The sequence below is a fragment of the Jeotgalibaca sp. PTS2502 genome (assembly GCF_001975685.1).
GTDB lineage: Bacteria > Bacillota > Bacilli > Lactobacillales > Aerococcaceae > Jeotgalibaca > Jeotgalibaca arthritidis.
Genome location: NZ_CP019433.1, coordinates 918,676 through 939,752 on the forward strand (window position 1 = coordinate 918,676; position 21,077 = coordinate 939,752).

19 protein-coding genes are annotated in these 21,077 nt (G+C 37.6%); 3 read left to right on the forward strand and 16 right to left on the reverse strand.

Features of this window, described 5'->3' with window-relative positions:
- Nucleotides 1-5 precede the first annotated feature (5 nt).
- The 14 genes from rsmD to gdhA form a co-directional block, all read right to left on the reverse strand.
- Entirely contained in the window at nucleotides 6-563 is a 558-nt protein-coding gene (gene rsmD, locus BW721_RS04470; RefSeq protein WP_076766516.1) for a 16S rRNA (guanine(966)-N(2))-methyltransferase RsmD, read from the reverse strand.
- A gap of 10 nt (nucleotides 564-573) precedes the next feature.
- The gene (locus BW721_RS04475; protein ID WP_076766518.1) at nucleotides 574-849 is read right to left on the reverse strand and encodes a YlbG family protein; all 276 of its coding nucleotides are present in this window, start codon (nucleotides 847-849) and stop codon (nucleotides 574-576) included.
- On the reverse strand, nucleotides 839-1,291 hold the full coding sequence (locus BW721_RS04480; RefSeq protein ID WP_076766520.1) for a YlbF family regulator: 453 nt from the start codon (nucleotides 1,289-1,291) through the stop codon (nucleotides 839-841). Before BW721_RS04480 ends, BW721_RS04475 begins: the two co-directional genes overlap by 11 nt.
- A 14-nt stretch (nucleotides 1,292-1,305) precedes the next feature.
- On the reverse strand, nucleotides 1,306-2,334 hold the full coding sequence (locus tag BW721_RS04485; protein ID WP_076766522.1) for a CAP-associated domain-containing protein: 1,029 nt from the start codon (nucleotides 2,332-2,334) through the stop codon (nucleotides 1,306-1,308).
- Between the two features lie 61 nt (nucleotides 2,335-2,395).
- Nucleotides 2,396-3,655 carry an FtsW/RodA/SpoVE family cell cycle protein gene (locus BW721_RS04490; protein WP_083686780.1) on the reverse strand — a complete coding sequence of 420 codons (1,260 nt, stop codon included), beginning with the start codon at nucleotides 3,653-3,655 and terminating at the stop codon, nucleotides 2,396-2,398.
- 2 nt (nucleotides 3,656-3,657) lie between these two features.
- Nucleotides 3,658-3,960: a DUF1507 family protein gene (locus BW721_RS04495; protein ID WP_076766524.1), complete on the reverse strand. Its 303-nt coding sequence runs from the start codon at nucleotides 3,958-3,960 to the stop codon at nucleotides 3,658-3,660.
- A gap of 133 nt (nucleotides 3,961-4,093) precedes the next feature.
- Nucleotides 4,094-5,941, reverse strand: coding sequence for a translational GTPase TypA (gene typA / locus BW721_RS04500; protein ID WP_076766526.1), 1,848 nt, complete (start codon nucleotides 5,939-5,941; stop codon nucleotides 4,094-4,096).
- 191 nt (nucleotides 5,942-6,132) lie between these two features.
- Nucleotides 6,133-6,912 carry an inositol monophosphatase family protein gene (locus tag BW721_RS04505; RefSeq protein WP_076766528.1) on the reverse strand — a complete coding sequence of 260 codons (780 nt, stop codon included), beginning with the start codon at nucleotides 6,910-6,912 and terminating at the stop codon, nucleotides 6,133-6,135.
- 8 nt (nucleotides 6,913-6,920) lie between these two features.
- The gene (locus tag BW721_RS04510) at nucleotides 6,921-7,199 is read right to left on the reverse strand and encodes a UPF0223 family protein (protein WP_076766530.1); all 279 of its coding nucleotides are present in this window, start codon (nucleotides 7,197-7,199) and stop codon (nucleotides 6,921-6,923) included.
- Between the two features lie 88 nt (nucleotides 7,200-7,287).
- Nucleotides 7,288-8,694: a dihydrolipoyl dehydrogenase gene (gene lpdA / locus BW721_RS04515; RefSeq protein ID WP_076766532.1), complete on the reverse strand. Its 1,407-nt coding sequence runs from the start codon at nucleotides 8,692-8,694 to the stop codon at nucleotides 7,288-7,290.
- A gap of 7 nt (nucleotides 8,695-8,701) precedes the next feature.
- On the reverse strand, nucleotides 8,702-10,345 hold the full coding sequence (locus tag BW721_RS04520; RefSeq protein WP_076766534.1) for a 2-oxo acid dehydrogenase subunit E2: 1,644 nt from the start codon (nucleotides 10,343-10,345) through the stop codon (nucleotides 8,702-8,704).
- A gap of 118 nt (nucleotides 10,346-10,463) precedes the next feature.
- Nucleotides 10,464-11,441 (reverse strand): alpha-ketoacid dehydrogenase subunit beta, encoded by a 978-nt coding sequence (locus BW721_RS04525; RefSeq protein ID WP_076766536.1) that lies wholly within the window; start codon nucleotides 11,439-11,441, stop codon nucleotides 10,464-10,466.
- 2 nt (nucleotides 11,442-11,443) lie between these two features.
- Nucleotides 11,444-12,556 (reverse strand): pyruvate dehydrogenase (acetyl-transferring) E1 component subunit alpha, encoded by a 1,113-nt coding sequence (gene pdhA, locus BW721_RS04530; protein ID WP_076766538.1) that lies wholly within the window; start codon nucleotides 12,554-12,556, stop codon nucleotides 11,444-11,446.
- Between the two features lie 545 nt (nucleotides 12,557-13,101).
- On the reverse strand, nucleotides 13,102-14,448 hold the full coding sequence (gene gdhA / locus BW721_RS04535; protein WP_076766540.1) for an NADP-specific glutamate dehydrogenase: 1,347 nt from the start codon (nucleotides 14,446-14,448) through the stop codon (nucleotides 13,102-13,104).
- A 278-nt stretch (nucleotides 14,449-14,726) separates the two neighbouring features.
- On the opposite strand from gdhA, the gene def reads away from it, so the two are divergent.
- Nucleotides 14,727-15,287: a peptide deformylase gene (def, locus tag BW721_RS04540; protein ID WP_076766542.1), complete on the forward strand. Its 561-nt coding sequence runs from the start codon at nucleotides 14,727-14,729 to the stop codon at nucleotides 15,285-15,287.
- A gap of 53 nt (nucleotides 15,288-15,340) precedes the next feature.
- Here the strand turns inward: def and BW721_RS04545 are convergent, their stop codons facing one another.
- Together BW721_RS04545 and BW721_RS04550 are read right to left on the reverse strand one after the other, a co-directional pair.
- Nucleotides 15,341-17,119, reverse strand: a complete 1,779-nt coding sequence (locus BW721_RS04545) for an ABC transporter ATP-binding protein (protein ID WP_076766544.1) — start codon at nucleotides 17,117-17,119, stop codon at nucleotides 15,341-15,343.
- Nucleotides 17,116-18,846, reverse strand: coding sequence for an ABC transporter ATP-binding protein (locus tag BW721_RS04550; protein WP_076766546.1), 1,731 nt, complete (start codon nucleotides 18,844-18,846; stop codon nucleotides 17,116-17,118). Before BW721_RS04550 ends, BW721_RS04545 begins: the two co-directional genes overlap by 4 nt.
- A gap of 262 nt (nucleotides 18,847-19,108) precedes the next feature.
- On the opposite strand from BW721_RS04550, the gene BW721_RS04555 reads away from it, so the two are divergent.
- Together BW721_RS04555 and rnjA are read left to right on the forward strand one after the other, a co-directional pair.
- Nucleotides 19,109-19,327, forward strand: coding sequence for a DNA-directed RNA polymerase subunit epsilon (locus BW721_RS04555; RefSeq protein ID WP_076766548.1), 219 nt, complete (start codon nucleotides 19,109-19,111; stop codon nucleotides 19,325-19,327).
- Nucleotides 19,324-21,000: a ribonuclease J1 gene (gene rnjA / locus BW721_RS04560; RefSeq protein ID WP_076766550.1), complete on the forward strand. Its 1,677-nt coding sequence runs from the start codon at nucleotides 19,324-19,326 to the stop codon at nucleotides 20,998-21,000. The genes BW721_RS04555 and rnjA overlap by 4 nt, the downstream gene beginning before the upstream one ends.
- Nucleotides 21,001-21,077: the final 77 nt, after the last annotated feature.

Here is a 21,077-nt window from a genome sequence, read left to right on the forward strand (position 1 = left end):
CCCTCCTATAATGCTTCAAATATTTCTATCGCAATGGTGCCATATTCTACCCGTTTTATTTTTTGATAACCGGCAATTTGATCAGTTAATTGAGTATGTTTATCCATTTCACAAACAAAGGTAGTACGGTCGTCGACTAACCCTTCTTTAACAAGCAATAAAATATCTTCTTCTGTTTTTTCTGCTTGATAAGGAGGATCAATGAACACTAAACGAAACGTTAGATTGTCTTGTTGACTAGCTAACTTCACAACATTTCGTCTAGAATCACCGGCTAAGACCGTAAACTTATCTTGCTCTTTTGTTATTTCAATATTAGTACGGATAACGTCTTGGGCTTTTCTATTTTTCTCAGACAAGAAGGCATGGTCAATGCCACGTGATACAGCTTCAATAGCAAGTCCACCACTCCCAGCAAACATGTCTAAACAACTCCCACCAGCAAAGTAAGGCCCAATAATATTGAACATAGATTCCTTTACTTTATCGGTTGTCGGTCGTGTTGAATCACCTGGAACAGCCTTTAAATGTCTTCCTTTATATTCACCTGCTACTACTCTCATAAAGTTCCCCTTAACCTTCTACTTTCTCTTCCTGATTGCCTTCAAGTGCGTGTTCAAATGTCATATCAATTTCTGGTCGATGCGAAATCTCTACTTTACGCACATAGTGTAAACTGTTTAATCGATCAACTGTATCCGATACTTCTATTTGATCCACATACATAACAATATATTTAAGGCGGCTTGATACATAGTGAATGTAGCCAATACGCTTTAAGTTTTTAATTTGACGTAAGGTGTAAACCCATACGATGATGCCTTGACGTTTCCTTAGTTCAAAGTTCAATGTCTTTCCTCTTTCCTAAATGAATTTCACAAGCTGTTGGCAGGCCGATTAATGATAGCGAGAACGCATCACCTGCGGACACTAGAATATTTGTAGAAACTGATTTTGCTAGTTTATCAGCAATCAAATCCAATTGGACTTGTAGTTGCCGCTCTGCAATACGAAACTCATAGACGACTTCATCTAAGTCCATTTCTCGCTTAGCTTGATATAATTGCTGGCGGTAGCTTAAAAAGTCCGGTGCATATTCACCATAAGGTTCTATCAGTTCAAATTGTTCTTGCTTGCGTTTAAATTGTTCAATTTTAAGTTGTGCTTCTTCAGATGATTCGATTCTTTGCTTGGCTTCTAAATAACCTACCATTGCCTCGCTTTCTAAAATTCGAATAATCAATTGATCACATTGATCTTCCAAAGCTAATAAAGCTTCGTCATAAATCATCTCAATCACCTTTCTTATTTCGATTCATTTACAAATAAGAGTAGATTATCATCCTCTATCGCGATACTCATATCTTGATTATTTTCATTAAGGACAATTCGTTGATTTTCTTTAGTTGAATAAAACAAGCCAAATTTCATAGCTGGGTCATAAACTTGTGTTCCACTCATATATTTAAGCTTAAATGCTTGATCTGGAAATTCAGGATGTCTGTAAGACGTTAGTTCTTTATAGCTTTGGAAGTCAATCGTGTCGTCTCTTAACAAGTCGTTTACGATCGATCGTCCCTCATCAATGTGAGGATAAGGGGCCAAATTAGCATTTAAGCGTAGCACATTGATATACTCTTCGAGCATAGCTTGGTTAATCTGATCATTCGCTAGTCTGTTTCTATTTTTGATTGAAATCCCCTCTTCGTCACTATTCATTTCTTCAATGAAATAATAATTTAATCCTAATATCTTTTCATAAGTCAAATAACGGATTGCATAAATTTCATCACGATCAGGATAAAAATAAAGAATAGCAAATGATTGGTTATCAAATTCAACTAATGGGAAGAGTTCCATATTTCTCTTAGATAACGTCAGTCGATACATTCGGTCACTGTGACTAAACATAAATTGTTCGCCTAATTGCGTTTCATCTAACACATTTTCTCGGCTCATCCCAATTTTCAATGACCCCGTATTAATCGCATCACCTAAAACAAATATGGATTGAATCTCTTGATTGTTAACTTCTATTTGAACATATTCATGACTGTTTTCCAGATAAGACCACCAACTTGTCTGTGGGTCTTGTTCGGACGTTATCATGTGTTCAGGATCGCCATAGCGACTTTGGTAATCAGCTACCGATTGTCCAAGGTAATGTTCATAGCCGCTTACTGGTAATGGGTAAACACCATCTATTTCAAGCGACATAGTTTGTTGATTTGTTTCAATTTTAGGTTGGCTATAGTCAGGTGAAGACATGAAAATCGGTATATAGTAGAGCGCCAATAAAAAAAATAACAATGATGCAATAAATCTTTTAATCATAACACCCGTCCATTTCTAACCGTCTTTCTTATATAAGTTTTATTTTACCAAAAAGGAAGCGCTAATTGGCTTCCTTTTCTAAAATATGCTGATTTAGTCGTTGATTAATGAAAAGGTTATTCATAATTCCAACGGCAATAGATGACACTAACATACTTGACCCACCGTAACTAATAAACGGGAAGGTCACACCCGTTAATGGCATAATACCAACGGCTCCACCTAAGTTAATGGAACCTTGAATTAAAAACATGGCTGCTATACCGATATAAACCAATTGGCCAAATGAGTCTGTCACTTGTAAACTTGTCCGGAAAATAACATAAACGAAGTAGAAGAAAATAGCTAAAATAAAGACGACTCCGACAAGCCCAATCTCTTCTCCCATGATTGGAATAATAAAGTCTGTGTAGGATTCTGGCAAATAGCCCGATTTCTGGATACTTTCACCGATCCCTACTCCAAACAATCCTCCCCTTGCCAGCGCATAGAAAGAATTGACCAACTGAAAGGAAGAATTTTGTACATCTCCAAAAGGATCTAAATACGCAGTGAAGCGATTCAACATATACGAGGGTATAAATGGAATGGTGCCTACTAGTTGAATAAATAAAATAAACACACTGTAGGCTACGCCAGCAATCCCAAACGTTGATAAACTTATTTTAAAGGGCACACCACTCAATAAAATCATGACCACACAAATACTCAGGAGAATAATCACCCCACCTAAGTCTGGTTGAATAAGGATCAAACCAATAAACAGCCCTAAGCAAAGAATAGGCTTTTTAACTACTGTAAAAATTTGGGAAATAATCCCTCTTTTTTTACCGTTCTCTTTAGCAGGACCATCATAAACTCGACCAATATTAGCCAACTTACGTTGATTATTAGATAGAAAGATAGCTAAATACAAGATCATCGCAATCTTGAAAAACTCAGAAGGTTGAATATTAATCGGACCGAAATCAATCCACGCGCTCGCTCCATTAATCGGATCAACTCCAAACGTTACTAAGTAGATCAACATAAATAGTAAAACAAAGAGAACTGAACTAATAAGACCGATTGATTTTAACAGTTTGGTATTAACGACGGAGAATAATAAGACAACAATCAAGCTAATCATTGCATACATCAACTGACGTTGAAAGAAATGCTCCGAATTGTTAAATTGTGTCATAGCAAAATAACTGCTTGAACTATATACCATAAAAACGCCCATACCTAACAAAATAAGGTAAGGAATCAATAAGTTCCAATTAAAATTCGCTAGTTTTTGCTTGATGGAGTGGCTTATTGATTGGTTTACTTGTTGCAACTTTAATTGCCCCCTTCTCTAAGAGGCTTCGTTGTCTTTTGAGTGAAATAATCGGAGTACATATGATTTAATGATGTTTCAAGGTCCGATAAAATTAAGTGCCCTTCTTCTTGTCCCAAAATGCCCAATTGAACTGCAAAATCAATTTGTTTCGATAAGCCAAATAATTGCGTGTCGACCACTTCTTCAAAAGCAGGACAGGCTGCAAAGCATAGGTGTTCTTTTTGACTATTGATCAAGGAATAAATTTTTTCAGCATCTTGCTTCAAAATTTGGCGAGCTTGGTCTTTATTTTGTATAGTCATATGAATCCTCCTTGATTCGAATTTAAAAAGTTTCGTTTATTATAACACAGAACGAGCAGACATTAAGCGCTCTTCCTTAGAAAATAAACAAAAAGTGTACCTTCCAACAAGGAAGACACACTTTTTAAATAAATTAGTCTTGTTCAAGTGCTTTTTTCTTACGTTTAGCAGATTTTTCACGTTCATTTTTATCTAGAATTTGTTTACGTAGACGGATGCTTACTGGCGTAATTTCACAATATTCATCTTCATCCATGAATTCAATCGTTTCTTCTAGTGTTAATTGACGTGGACGTTTGATAACATTCGTTTGGTCTTTATTAGCAGAACGAACGTTAGTTTGTTGTTTTGCTTTCGTAATATTAACGGCAATGTCATTTTCACGGGAGTTTTCTCCGACAACCATACCTTCATAAATATCAACACCAGGCTCGATAAAGATCGTTCCACGGTCTTCAACACCCATGATACCGTAAGTTGTTGATTTACCAGTTTCTGTTGACACGAGTGCACCATTACGACGGCCACCAATTTTTCCAGTTAATTCTGGTAGGTATGCTTCAAACGTATGAGACATAATACCATAACCACGTGTCAATGAAAGGAATTCAGTTGAATAACCAATTAATCCACGAGATGGCACAAGGAAAATCAAACGAATTTGACCATTTCCTGTATTTTGCATATCTTGCATTTCACCTTTACGTTGGCTCAATGATTCAATAACAGATCCCATATATTCTTCCGGTGTATCAATTTGTACACGTTCAAATGGTTCACAACGTTCGCCATCAAAATTCTTGATAATTACTTCTGGACGCGAAACTTGTAGTTCGTAACCTTCACGACGCATATTTTCAATTAAAATTGACAAGTGTAGCTCTCCACGCCCAGATACAATCCAAGCATCAGGTGAACCTGTATTTTCAACTTTAAGTGACACGTCTGTGTGCAATTCTTTCATCAAACGCTCTTCTAATTTACGAGACGTAACGTGTTTACCTTCACGACCTGCAAATGGTGAGTTATTTGTTAAGAATGTCATTTGTAGTGTTGGCTCATCAATATGTAACACTGGTAATGCTTCTTGATGATCAAGCGGTGTGATTGTTTCACCAACGAAAATGTCTTCCATACCAGAAACAGCAATTAAATCTCCTGCTACAGCTTGATCAATCTCTACACGGTCTAAACCGAAGAAACCAAATAATTTTGTAACACGGAAGTTCTTCGTTGTGCCATCAAGTTTTAGAAGTGATACTTGATCGCCAACTTTAATTGTTCCTCTGAAAACACGACCGATACCAATACGACCAACAAAGTCGTTGTAATCTAGTAAAGCTACTTGGAATTGAAGTGGCTCTTCAGAATTATCAACTGGAGCTGGAATATGTTCCAAAATAGTATCAAACAAGAAGTCCATTGTATCTTCTTGATCAGCTGGATCATCTGTCAAGCTTGATGTTCCGTTAATACCAGATGCATAAACAACTGGGAACTCCAATTGGTCATCATCCGCACCCAATTCAATAAACAATTCTAATACTTCATCAACCACTTCAGCTGGACGAGCTGTTGGTTTGTCAATTTTGTTTACCACTACGATTGGTGTTAACTTTTGTTCAAGTGCTTTTTTCAATACAAAACGTGTTTGTGGCATTGTACCTTCATAAGCATCAACAATTAAAACAACACCATCAACCATTTTCATGATACGTTCTACTTCTCCACCAAAGTCCGCATGTCCTGGTGTATCCAAGATATTAACGCGCGTTCCTTTGTATGAAACAGCAGTATTCTTAGCTAAAATTGTAATACCACGTTCTTTTTCAATGTCATTTGAATCCATTACGCGGTCATCTAATTGTGTACGTTCATTCAATGTTTCTGATTGTTTTAACAGTTCATCTACCATAGTCGTTTTACCATGGTCAACGTGGGCAATAATTGCAACGTTTCTGATATCATTTCTTAATTTCATGTTTTTCCTCCAAACATTCACATCCCAAAAAGAAAGACCCAAACTGAATCTAGTTTAAGGGTCGGTCCAACGGTCTCTTGAAAATACTTTTCATCAATTTATCTTTTTATTGACGGTCCATTTCAACTGTTCTATTGTATCATGGCTCTTTTCATTTGGAAAGAAAAAAGATCACTATCAAGTGAAATTAATTATTCTTTCATAAATTTAGAGATAATTTCTTGGTGTGCTTTCGGATTAGCCACAACAATTGGATTCTTAGTCAATAAGTTAACAGCTTTTCCTTCTCTTGTTGTAAACGATAAACCTAATTCGGTTGCCATCATATAGCCTTGAGCAATGTCCCAAGCATTTAATTCATTAGTAACGTAGGCAGATACTCGGTTCGTTAACACTTGTATCATTTCCAAACCAGCAGACCCAATGAGGCGAACTCCCAATGTATCATTGACTAATTCCTGAGTGATTGCTGTTTCTTTAGTCACCATCTTAGTAGAGATTGCAATTAACCCTTCATTTATTGAATGATCAGGGATAGGCTTAAGTTGATCGTCGTTACGAAAAACACCATGACCTTTCACACCCATATAAATGTCGTTGTTAATGACATCATTAATAAATGAAACAACGCCCTCACCATCTTCAAACAAGGCAATCATCGAACAGAAATTACTCTTTTGCTTTACATAGTTTAATGTGCCATCAATGGGATCAATAATCCAAATAAAGCCACTCATGTCTGTGATGTCATCATACGTTCCCTCTTCGCCAAAAATTTTATGGTGAGGAAAGTGTTCTCTAATTTTCTCAACAAAAAAAGCTTCAATCGAACGATCCATTTCTGTTACTAAGTCACTGGCATTCGTTTTTTCTTCTATTTTAATTGATTGATTAGATAATGATTCTCTCAACAAGTCACCTGCCTCTTCTACCCATTGTTTAGCTAGCTCAGCAATCGCTCCATATGTCATGATATCTCCTACTTTCCACTCATTTTAATCGTTTTTAACGTCTTGTCTTGAGCCTTTTTTACCACTTGATATAAGGAATAACCACTATCTTTTTCAAACTGATTAGCGTAGCGTTTCTCCTCGCCCTTCGAAGGGATAACCTCCTTAAAGGCACGGTAGCGGTTTAAAAACACCTCACGTTCAATTTTATTTTCGTAAGCTTCTTCTACTGCATTCCAAAGCTTGATAACTTGATCCATTTCTTGGTATGTCCAATCCAAATCGATTGGGTACTGATAATCTGCCACTAAACATTCTCCTTAGTTCTTTATACCACTATCATATGAAAAAGAGACCTTGAAAACAAGTTCAAGGTCTCTTTTTTAATTTTACAGATTAGATATGGATTGGTAATCCTAATGCTAATTCAGCAGCATCCATAACGGTCTCTGCCAATGATGGATGAGAGTGGATGGTTAATGCAATATCATCAGCGTTCATGCCAGATTCAACCGCTAAACCAAGTTCAGCAATCACATCACTTGCACTTACACCGGCAACTTGTGCACCAACAATAACGTTATCTTCTTTAGTTGTTACTAAACGTACGAAACCTTCAGTAGCGTTAAGAGAAAGAGCACGTCCATTTCCAGATAATGGGAATTTAGATGCTTTAACGTTCAAGCCTTTTGCTTTAGCTTCTTTTTCTGTTAAACCAACTGACGCTAGTTCAGGATCTGTAAATGCTACAGCAGGCATCGCCACGTAGTCAATTGCAGATGGATGTCCAGAAATTGCTTCAGCAGCAATTTTAGCTTCATAACTTGCTTTATGAGCAAGTGCAGCGCCTGGTGTGATATCACCAATTGCGAAAATGTTTGAAATGTTTGTACGACCTTGGTTATCAACTTTAACTAAACCACGATCTGTCATTTCAATGCCAACAACTTCAAGTCCTAAATCATCCGTATTTGGACGACGACCTACAGATACCATTACATAGTCCGCTTCGATCGATTCTTCCTTACCGTTAGATTCATAGTTAATTGTTACACTGTCGCCGTTGTCAATCGCTTCTTTAGCCATAGCATTTGTTACGAAGTTAATGCCTTTTTCTTTGAATGATTTTTCAACAAGTTTAACCATGTCTTTTTCGAACGATGGTAATAACTGTGGTGAACCTTCAAGAATTGTTACTTCTGCACCTAGGTTAGCGTAAGCTGTTCCTAACTCAGAACCAACAACCCCACCACCAATAACAACAAGTTTCTTAGGAACTTCTTTCAAGTTCAAGGCACCAGTTGAATCGATAACGCGTTTTCCAAATTTAAATCCTTTGATTTCAATTGGACGGCTACCAGTTGCAACGATAGCATTTTTGAATGTATAGGTTTGTGCAGCGTCTTCAGTGAATACACGTATTGTATTTGCATCATTAAAGAAAGCAGTTCCCATAATGATTTCAACTTTGTTTTTCTTCAACAAGTATGAAATCCCACTTGTCAAAGTATTAACAACTTTGTTATCTTTCCATTCTTGTGTTTTTGTAAAGTCTAATTTAACACCTTCAGCTGTTACTCCAAAAATTTCTGAGTTCAGTGCTTCTTGGTAACGGTGTCCTGCAGAGATCAATGCTTTAGAAGGAATACAGCCAACGTTTAAACAAACGCCTCCGATGTATTCTTTCTCGATTACTGCAACTTTTTGTCCTAGTTGAGCAGCGCGGATAGCAGCTACATAGCCACCAGGTCCTGAACCAATTACAACTGTATCTAATTCTACTGCGAAATCGCCTACTACCATTCTTCTATCATCCTTCCATTAATAATAATTCTGGATCAGCTAATAAACGTTTAATATTGTTCATAGCTTTTTGAGCAGTTGCTCCATCAACGATACGGTGGTCGAAGCTTAATGAAAGTTTCATTACACGGCCAACAGCAAGTTCACCTTCAGCATTAACGATTGGTTGTTGAGCGATTGTACCAACACCTAAGATCGCAACTTCTGGGAAGTTAATAACTGGTGTAAACCAGCCACCACCAACAGAACCGATGTTAGAGATTGTAATCGAACCATTCTTCATTTCAGCTGCAGTTAATTTACCGTCATGAGCTTTAGCAGCTAATGCGTTAATTTCGTCAGCGATATCAAACATACCTTTTGAATTTGTATCTTTAACGTTTGGTACAAATAAACCTAAATCTGTATCAGTTGCAATACCGATATTGAAGTAGTTTTTGTATACAATTTCTTGAGTTGCGTCATCAATTGATGCGTTCAATACTGGGAAGTCACGAACTGTAGCAGTCAATGCTTTAACAACGTAAGGTAAGAATGTCAATTTAGTTCCGCGGTTAGCAGCAACATCTTTGAATTTCTTACGGTGATCCCATAGTTTAGAAACTTCAACATCATCATGCAATGTTACGTGAGGAGCAGTATGCTTGCTGTTCACCATTGCTTTTGAAATTGCTTTTCTCATTGGTGTTAATTTTTCACGTCTTTCAAGCTCTTGAACATTTGAAGTGTAAGCTTGAGGAGCTGCTACTGCTTTTTCAGCTGGAGCTGCTTGAGTTGTTTCAGTAGCTACTGGAGTTGCTGCTTCTTGTGCTGGAGCCGCTGGTGCTGGAGCCGCTGGTGCTGCTGCAACGCCATTGAAGTTATCGATATCTGCTTTAATGACACGGCCACCTTTACCAGTTGCCGTAACTTGTGTAATATCAACACCTTTTTCACGTGCATATTGACGTACTGAAGGCATCGCTAGTACACGACGGTTAGGGTCTGCTGCTACAGGAACAGCTTGTGCTGTTGGAGCTGCTGCTTCTTGTGCTGGTGCTGCTTGCGCTGCTGGAGCAGAAGCTGGAGCGTCGTTATGACCAGGTGCATCAATTTCTACTAACACATCACCGATAACAGCTACTTGGCCTTCTGGAACAACGATTCTTACGATTTTACCTGTTACTGGAGATGGAATCTCTTCAACAGATTTGTCGTTTTGGATTTCTACTAGCGTATCATCTTCATTGATTGTATCGCCTTCTTTAACTGGCCAAGAAGCGATTTCGCCTTCTATAATTCCTTCGCCTAGTGCTGGTAATTTGAATTGGAAAACGCCAGCTGATGCTGCTGGAGCTGCTGCTTCTTGTGCTGGAGCCGCTGGAGCTACTGGTGCTTCAGTAGCAGGTGCAGACGCTTCACTATCTTCGTAACCAGGTGCATCGATTTCTACCAATACATCACCGATAACAGCTACTTGACCTTCTGGAACAATAATTTTAACAATTTTACCTGTTACTGGAGATGGGATCTCTTCAACAGATTTGTCATTTTGGATTTCTACTAATGTATCATCCTCATTGATTGTATCGCCTTCTTTAACTGGCCAAGAAGCGATTTCACCTTCCATAATTCCTTCGCCTAGAGCTGGCAATTTGAATTTAAAAGCCATTATATTAACATCCCTTCGTATAAAGATCGATTTGTTTTATCCATGTTTAACAGAATAAGAGAAAATACAGTTCTAGTGGTCAGAACCGTATTTGCTCTTTTATCTTGTCATCCATTAATTAGAAGTTATAAGTTTCTCTAACTTTTGCTTCGATATCTGCTGCGTTTGGCAACCATGCGTTTTCAGCTTGTCCGAATGGGTAAATCGTATCAGGAGCTGCAACACGACCGATTGGTGCTTCTAATGAAAGAACTGAACGTTCAGAAATTTCTGACATAACCATTGCACCAACACCAGCTTGACGTTGTGCTTCTTGAACAACAACAACACGACCAGTTTTTTCAACTGTAGCTGTGATTGTTTCAATATCTAATGGAGAAACAGTACGTAAGTCAACAACTTCTACAGAGATGCCTTCTTTTTCTAGGTTTTCTGCAGCTTTAACTGCTTCACGAACCATTGCACCGTAAGTAATAACTGAAACATCAGTACCCTCACGAGTAATAGCAGCTTTTCCTAGTGGAACAGTGTATCCTTCTTCAGGAACTTCTTCACGGAATGAACGGTATAGTTTCATGTGCTCTAAGAAAATAACTGGATCGTTATCACGAATAGCTGAAATTAAAAGTCCTTTTGCATCGTATGGGTTTGATGGAATAACAACTTTGATACCAGGTGATTGAGCAATCAATCCTTCTAGGTTATCAGAGTGCAATTCTGGTGTGTGAACCCCACCACCGAATGGAGAACGGATAACTACAGGCATGTTACGAGATCCACTCATACGGAAACGTGTACGTGCCATTTGAGCTACGATTGAATCCATAACTTCAAATACAAAACCAAAGAATTGAATCTCAGGAATTGGACGGTAGCCTTCTAATGCTAAACCGAAAGCTAAACCACCGATACCAGATTCTGCAAGTGGTGTATCGAATACGCGATCTTCTCCAAATTGTTCTTGAAGTCCTTGAGTCGCACGGAATACACCTCCGTTTTTACCTACGTCCTCTCCAAAAATCAGGACATTTGGATCATTCTCAAGTTCATGAGCTAACGCATCTGTGATAGCTTGAATCATTGTTAATTGTGCCATGATTATTTATTCTCCTTTGCTTCAAAAGTTTCGATTTGTTCTTTAGCAGTTACAAAGCTGTTATCTTCATACATGTTTTTCAAGAATGAAGAAATTTTTTGTTTAGGTGCTTTATCTGCATCTTGAATAGCTACTTTAATTTCTTCTTTAGCAGCTTCAATAACTTCGTTTTCTTTATCTTCTGACCATAGACCCTTTTCAGTTAGGTATTTACGCATACGGATTAGAGGATCTTTTGCTTGCCATCCTTCTAACTCTGTATTATCACGGTAACGAGTTGGGTCATCTCCTGATAGAGTATGTGGTCCAAAACGGTAACAAATTGTTTCAATTAAAACAGGTCCGTTTCCAGCAATTGCGTATTCACGCGCTTTCTTAGTAATAGCGTAAACTGCTAAGAAGTCCATACCGTCTACTTGGATTCCTGGGATTCCAGCTGCAACAGCTTTTTGAGCCAATGTTTGAGCTGCAGTTTGAACATGACGAGGTGTTGAAATCGCCCATCCGTTATTTTGAATGAAGAATAGTGCAGGAGCTTTGTAAGAACCAGCAAAGTTGATTCCTTCATAGAAGTCCCCTTGTGAAGAACCGCCATCACCAGTATAAGTGACTGCAACATTTTGCTTACCGCGTTTTTTAAGTCCTAGCGCTACACCAGCAGCTTGGACGTATTGTGCACCAATGATAATTTGTGGTGGTAATGCTTTAAGATCCTCAGCGAAGTCACTTCCACCTGCATGGCCTCTTGACCATAGGAATGCTTGAGATAATGGTAAACCGTGCTTAATTAATTGTGGAACATCACGGTATCCTGGAAGCAATACATCTTCTTTTTCGATTGCTGCAATACTTCCTAATTGACTCGCTTCTTGACCAGCAGTTGGAGCGTAGAAACCTAAACGTCCTTGGCGGTTCAACGCTGTTGAACGTTCATGTAAAATACGTGACCAAACCATGTCAGACATAAATTGAACAAGTTCTTCGTCTGTAACGTCTGGCATTAAGTCAGGGTTAACGATTTTTCCTTCCTCGTCCATAATTTGAACCATACGAAAATCTGTATTCGTTGGGCTCAGCAATGCGTCAATATCAAATGTTGTTTTCTTTGTAGCCATGCTAACACATTCCTCTCTTTTTCAAATGAATTTCCATTCTACAATGGGTTTTTATACAGCCTGACGAACTGTATTATTCTTGTTACCTCACAACATAAATTTACCACTGACTTGTAGTTTATGCAAGGTGTTGATTCCTTTTTTTATAAAAATGTTTGTCTTAGCAAGGATGGAAACGGTTATTATTTTCGTATTGCTCAATTATTAACAGGTTTGAAACGCTTGGATTTTTGCTGATTTTTATCTTTTTATAGTTCTCTAAAGCACTTTTTCTGTTCTAATCTGTTTTAGTATAGGATTAAAACTGTATTATTATCGAAATTAAAAACGTTATTTTAAGATAAGTTATGTTATAACAGTCTAAGATAAGTTAATTTTAGCAACACATTGGCCTATTTCAACTATTCTTAAAGAAAAAAGGACTTTGTTTTTTTATTTTTCCAAAAAAAACCATTAGATAATTATATCACAAACAAAAATTATACAAAATAAAAGAGGTAAGAGAGGCTATTTTCTGACAAGCAGCCTCTTTTACCTCTTATTTATTAAACGACACCTTGAAAGACCATTGCATTTGCTACATTTAAAAATGATGCAATATTAACGCCAGCTAAATAATTACCCTCTAAATCATATTCTTTAGCTGTTTCTTCAACGGTTTTAAAGATATTTTTCATTATTGCTTTCAATTCTTCATCAACACGTTCAAACGTCCAATGGCCGTGCTGTGCATTTTGCGCCATTTCTAAAGCACTCGTTGCAACCCCACCAGCATTAGCTGCCTTAGCAGGTCCATAGTAAACGCCATTTTCTAAATAAACATGAATAGCATCCAAGTCACTTGGCATATTTGCCCCTTCACTAACGCAATACACACCATTTTTAACAATCTGCGTTGCTTGATTGCCACTAATTTCATTTTGTGTTGCACACGGAAGAGCAATAGCAAACGGAACATCAATATCCCAAACACTACCTTCTACATAGTCAGCACTGTCTTTTCGATCAGCGTACTCAGTTAAACGCTTGCGCTCTACTTCTTTTATTTGCTTAAGTAGTGCCAAATCAATGCCTGATTCATCATAGATATAGCCATTTGAATCAGAACAAGCAATAACAGTACCACCAAACTCATGAACTTTCTCAATAGCGTAAGTTGCCACGTTACCACTTCCAGAAACAACCACTTTTTGATCTTTAAATGATTTACCGTTTGCTTGAAGCATTTCTTCTGTATAATAAACTAAACCATAACCGGTTGCTTCTGTTCTAGCTAAACTACCATTCATACTAACAGGTTTTCCAGTTAATACGCCTGAATGTGCCCCGTTTAAGCGTTTATACTGACCATACATATAGCCAATTTCACGGCCTGAAACGCCAATATCTCCGGCCGGAACATCTTGGATAGGACCAATATATTTTTGTAATTCAGTCATAAATGACTGACAGAAACGCATGATTTCTTCATCTGATTTCCCTTTAGGGTCAAAATCAGCGCCACCTTTACCACCACCAATTGGTAGTCCTGTTAAACTATTCTTAAACATCTGCTCAAAGCCTAAAAATTTTAGAATACTTTCATTTACAGTTGGGTGGAAGCGAATGCCACCTTTATAAGGCCCTAGTGCAGAATTATATTGAACTCGAAATCCCTTATTAATTTGAACAGTTCCATCGTCTGCTACCCAAGGAACTCGGAATGAAACCACTCGTTCTGGCTCAGCCAGTTGTTCTAATATATTCCATTTGATAAATTGAGGATTCTTTTCGATAGCCGGTTCAATTGTATCAAACATCTCGCGAACAGCTTGTAAAAACTCTGCTTGGTGAGGGCCTCTCTTTTCGACTTTCTGATAGACAGTTTCAATATAGTCTTTTGCTGCAGTCATGGCATTCGACCTTCCTTCTTTTGTTTTAATCTAATTCTCATTTTATTATTTTACATTTTTTTGACATTAAGTCAATTAATTTTTAATTCATTTTAAAGAAAACCTTATAAATAAGAGAATATTAACCTTTTTCAATGAAAATAAATCAAATTCAGTTGAAAATTAATTTGTAATTCTATACTATTTAAATATTATATAGTACTATAGTAATGGTATTTTTAAGAACACCACCTGTTCTTTTTTATTTAATGATTCTATTATTAAAGGAGCTATACATGATGATTACAATGGATGACATCGTTCGGGAAGGCCACCCTGCTCTTCGTGAGAAGGCAGCTGAGCTAACGTTCCCCTTATCAAAAGAAGAAATGATACTAGCTAATGACATGATGACGTTTTTAAAAAACAGCCAGGACCCTGAACTTTCTGAAAAGTATGAACTTCGTGCAGGAGTTGGTCTAGCAGCACCACAACTTGCCATTTCAAAACGCATGATTGCTTTACTTATACCGGGTGAATACGAAGATGATCCTCCTGAAATTGAAGAAGTTATGATTAACCCTAAAATCGTAAGCCATTCTGTTGAAGGTGTCTGTCTGAAAGAAGGCGAAGGTTGCCTATCAGTTGATCGTGAAGTGCCTGGTTTTGTTGTCAGACACAGCCGAATTACACTAACTTATCAAGACGTCACAGGCAAAAGTTATAAAAAACGTTATAAAGGTTATAATGCCATCGTTATTCAACATGAAATTGATCACCTAAACGGCGTGATGTTCTATGATCACATCAATGAGAAAGAACCATTTGAACTGGATGATCAAGTCAGTGTCATTGGTTAATATAGGATAATAACGAAAGCCACAAGTGGAAAACATCCGCTTGTGGCTTTTTATTAGGCTTCTTCTTGGAATTGACTGTTATATAAATTGTAATAAAATCCTTCTTGACTCATTAGCTCGTCATGATTACCTTGTTCTATAATTTGTCCTTGATCCATTACCAATATCAAATCAGCATCACGAATCGTAGATAAACGGTGGGCAATCACAAAGCTAGTCCGTCCCTTCATAATCTTAGCCATCGCTTTTTGAATTAACGCTTCTAGTCGCGTGTCCACTGAACTTGTTGCTTCGTCTAAAATTAATACTTTAGGATCAGCAATAAAGGTTCGGGCAATCGTTAGTAATTGTTTTTGACCTAAGGAAATATTAGATGCTTCTTGGTTGATAACCGTTTGATAGCCTTCCCCTAAGGTTTGGATAAAGTGATTCACGTTTGCAGCTTCTGCGGCACTTACAACGTCATCGTCTGTTGCATCCAAACGTCCAAATCGAATGTTTTCCTCAATCGTATCTTGGTACAACCAAGCGTCTTGTAATACCATCCCAAATTGAGAACGATAATCTTGGCGACTAAAATCACGAATGTCATGACCATCTAACTTAATTGCACCTGAATCCACATCATAAAAACGCATCAACAGATTAATCATGGTTGTTTTACCTGCACCCGTTGGACCGACAATCGCAACTGTATCCCCACTCTTCACATCAACATTAAAGTTTTTAATTAGTGTTTGATTTTCTGTATAACTAAATGAGACATTTTCAAAACTAATTTGACCTTCAATCCTATCAGGAAGTGATTGGTTATTCTCTTCCATTATTTCCTCTTCATCAAGGAAACCAAAAATACGTTGTGTTGCTGCTGCTGCGGACTGAATAATAGCCGACAGCTGCGTAATCGTCGAAATCGGTTGGTTAATTTGCCATACATATTGGGCAACTGCTTGTACATTCCCAATTGTCATGCCACCAGCAAGCACTTCTAAAATTCCTAAGACAGCAACCACAATATAAGCACTATTAGAAACAAGAGCAGTAAATGGTGTCATCAATCCTGATACAAAGGCTGCTTTAAATCCGCTCTTTTGTAAATTACCATTAATTCTCTGGAACTCTGCAACAGAGTCGTCCTCTTTACTGTACAATTTGACAACTGAAAACCCAGTTAAATTCTCTTGTACAAAGCCATTTAGTTCACCCAAATATTTCGCTTGTTTTGTAAAATAAGGTTGAGAAAGTTCTGTAATTTTACGAGAGATGACATAGGCTGCTGGAATCATAATAAGCGCCACTAGCGTTAGCTTCCAACTAATTAAAACAAGCATCACTAATGCGAAACTGATACCTAAAATAGCATTCACAATTTGTAGTAACGATTGTTGCAAAGCATTTGAAATAGCGTCAACATCATTGGTTACACGACTCAGCACATCACCAAATGATTGACTGTCAAAAAACGAAACCGGTAGACGATTTATTTTGGAGTCCAAATCACATCTCAAATCACGCATAGCGTATTGGACAACACTCGTCATCAAACGCTGTGAAAAGAGGTTAGTTAATTGATAACCTAAAGCACGTAAGAAATAAAGAATCAAAATATTTCTTAAATAAGGATAGTTAATACCCGCTCCTGGTAAATTTTGAAGCATGGCTGCAGCATTGTTTCCTAATTCAGTAACAGCCAAGCCCAATATAAATGGCTCTAGTACATTTAAAATTGACATCAGAACTGTTAATAGAATTGACGTAATAAAGCGTCCTCTGTAAACACCAACGTATTCCCAAATACGGAATAGGTCATTTAATTTTCGTTCATTATTCATGCGAGTTCCTCCTCCCTTAATTGAGAAGAAGCAATGTCATAATAAATATCACTTGTCTTCAATAACTCTGAATGCGTTCCTTCAGCTACTTTCTTACCTTCATCCAATACAATAATTTTATCAGCATGTAAAATCGTGCTGACACGTTGCGCAACAATAATAACAGTAGACTGACCTGTTTCTTGTTTTAAGCGCCCTCTTAATTTCACATCAGTCGCATAGTCCAAAGCAGAGAAACTATCATCAAAAATATAAATATCCGGCTTACGAACAACGGCACGCGCAATAGATAAGCGCTGCTTTTGGCCACCGGATAAGTTACTTCCCCCTTCAGCCAAATGTTCCTCAAAGCGATCACTTTTCTTTAAAATAAAGTCTTTCGCTTGAGAAATATCAGATGCATCAATTAAATCATTTTCCGAAGCATCCCATTTTCCATAACGCAAGTTATCAGCAATCGTTCCTGTAAATAACAGCGATTTTTGCGGGATGTAACCAATCTTATTTCTTAAGGCATCAAGGTTATAGTCCCTAATATCATGACCATCGATAAGGATTCGACCGTCCGTAACATCATAGAAACGTGGAATCAATTGCAACAATGTTGATTTCCCACTCCCCGTACTTCCGATAAAGGCGATGGTTTGACCCGGTTCAGCAGAAAAACTAACCTGGTCGATAACAGGCGTGTCATGGTTCCCAGGATAAGAGAATGACACGTTTTCAAATTGAATGTAACCATGCGTCTCAGTTTCAGTAATACCATCCTCATTGATTGAAATTGAACTCTTTGTATCGAAGACTTCTTGAATACGGCCAGCTGAAACCGCCGCACGAGGATACATCATAAAGACAATGGCAAAGTTTAAGAATGAGAATAAGGCATGAAATGAATATTCAATATAAGCAACCATATTACCAATTTGCAAAGTCCCTGCTTCTAGTTGAGAAGCTCCAAACCACATAATCCCAATAATAATCCAATTAATAACATGAGAAAAAATTGGCTGTGTCCATGCCATCAAATAAAACAATCGCTTGCTGACATTGCTATAAGCTTCATTTACAACGGCAAAACGTTTCATTTGAAATTTTTCCCTAACAAATGCCCGAATTACTCTTAAACCAGACAATGCTTCTCTTAGAATTAAGTTAATATCATCTAAATTAGATTGTTGGGACTCAGATAAAGGACGTGATTTCTTCCCTATAAGCAATACTGATCCTAATAAGATTGGAAATGCCGGAATCAGCACAGCAGATAAAGAGCGACTCGTCTGAAAAATCATATAAAAACTTGAAAACAACATTAATAAGGTTGCTAGTCCCATACGCAAAATCATTTGACTAAATTGCATTAAAACAAATGCATCATTCGTGACGCGAGTAACCAGAGATGACACACCCAACCGATCAAATTCTTCATGAGAGAAAGTTTGGATAACGTGATACATATCGTTACGCATTTCCTCAATCATTTTAGTTGTTAATTGACTCGTGGCATATGAAACAACACTGCGGCCAATAAAACCGAGAACTGTAAAAGCAAGCATAACTAAAATTGTATTTATAAATAACTCTCGACTCATCCCAGCTATTGTCCCGTTTATTAAACGAGCAAGCATAGTTGGTAAGCCAAGCTCAACGAAAATAAATCCGAATGAACCAATCACATTAAGCAGCAAAAACAATTTATAGCGCTTAATATATTTCCAGATTAAACCCACTTTTTCATCCTCCATTACATTTTATAATAATCATCATTATACATTAGCCAAAGTTGCAACAAATGTCTATAGTCAGATCATATTTTTTGTTTATTTTTTTAACTATAACATTTCCACCCCACATTACGTTAGATTTCTATGCGCATTTAGATGGATTGTGGTAAACTTATACTAACGATTGTATCGAAAATACAAAAAAGACCAGTTTGGCGTTAAATTGTTTTTTCAATGCGAAAAATATAGAAATACCAGGAGTGATCATATGTTATTTAAAGTGACTTATCAAGAAAACAAAATTGTGATTCCGACAAGAGAATCCACAGAATCGCTTTACATCGAAGCTGAAAACCAAGTTGAAGCAAGACGTATATTAGAAGAAAATACCCCCTATAATATTGAGTTTATACAACCATTAGAAGGAAAGCATCTGGAGTATGAACAACAAAATCCAGACTTCCAAGTAACGGTGTTTCCTCAATGAAACCAAATATTCGTAACAACGAAGTAGGAGTATTCGCCTTAGGGGGACTAGGCGAAATCGGAAAAAACATGTATGCCGTACAATACCAAGATGAAATTATCATTTTGGATTCCGGCGTAATGTTCCCAGAAGATGATCTTCTAGGAATCGATTATGTTATTCCAGATTATTCTTATTTAGTGCAAAACCAAAGTAAAATTAAAGGTCTTTTCATCTCTCATGGTCATGAAGACCATATCGGTGGCGTACCTTTCCTCTTAAAAGAGCTGAACATCCCTATTTATGCAGGTGAAATTGCGCTTGCATTAATCCGTAATAAACTTGATGAACACGGCCTTTTAAGAGATGCAGAATTACATGTTATTAAAGATGAAACAGTTGTAAAGTTCAGAAAGACAAGCGTTAGCTTTTTTAGAACAACTCACAGTATCCCAGACACAAGAGGTATTGTTGTAAAAACACCACCAGGTAATATTGTCTTTACAGGTGACTTTAAGTTCGACTTAACACCGGTTGATGGCAAACCTGCTGACTTACATCGCATGGCAAAGCTTGGCGATGAAGGTGTGTTACTTCTAATGAGTGACAGTACTAACGCTGAAGTGCCTGGCTTCACGCAGTCTGAACGAACTGTTGGCCAATCGTTATCCAATATTATTCAACGTATCGATGGTCGGATTATCTTTGCCTCTTTTGCTTCTAATATCTCTCGTCTACAACAGGTAACCGAGGTAGCATTGGAGACAGGAAGAAAATTGGCGGTCTTTGGTAGAAGTATGGAGAATTCGTTCCAAACAGCTAGAGAATTAGGTTATATTGTTGCACCAGATGATACGTTTATCGATGCTCGAGAAATTAACCAATACCCTGCTGATAAAGTTTTAATTCTATGTACAGGTGCTCAGGGTGAACCGATGGCTGCGTTAAGTCGTATCGCTAATGGCACTCACCGTCAAATCAGTATCCAACCAAGCGATACTGTTATTTTCTCAAGCTCACCAATTCCAGGTAACACTGGTAGTGTTAATCGCGTCATCAACCAACTTTTAGAAGCTGGTGCACGTGTGATTCACGGTAAAGTAAATAATGTCCATACTTCTGGACACGGTGGACAAGAAGAACAGAAATTGATGCTTCGTCTAATGAAACCAAAATACTTTATGCCGGTCCATGGTGAGTTTCGCATGTTGAAAATCCACGCTAGCCTAGCTGAGCAATGTGGTATTCCAAAAGAAAATAGCTTTATCATGGAAAATGGTGACATTCTTGCCTTAACAAACGATACTGCTCGTCCAGCGGGTAACTTCCCTGCTGCTGATGTTTATGTTGATGGTAAAGGAATCGGCGATATCGGAAATATCGTTTTACGTGACCGTCGCATCCTATCACAAGATGGTTTGGTTGTTGTCGTCCTAACAGTCGATTTTAAAACAAAACAATTAGCTGCTGGTCCAGATATCTTATCACGCGGATTCATTTATATGCGTGAATCGGGCTCTTTAATTAGCGAAGCACAGTCATTGATTAAACAAGAAGTTAATCGGACACTATCACATGATGATAAAATAAATGAAAAACGTCTAAAAGATGCCATTATCGATGTTGTTCAACCTTTCTTATTCGAGAAAACAGAACGCCGTCCAATGGTTGTACCGGTTATCATGCCGTTATAATGACAATAAAAAGGTTGGAGAATTTTTCTCCAACCTTTTTTGCTATTCAAAACTATAAGAAAAGCGGACAAGTCCGC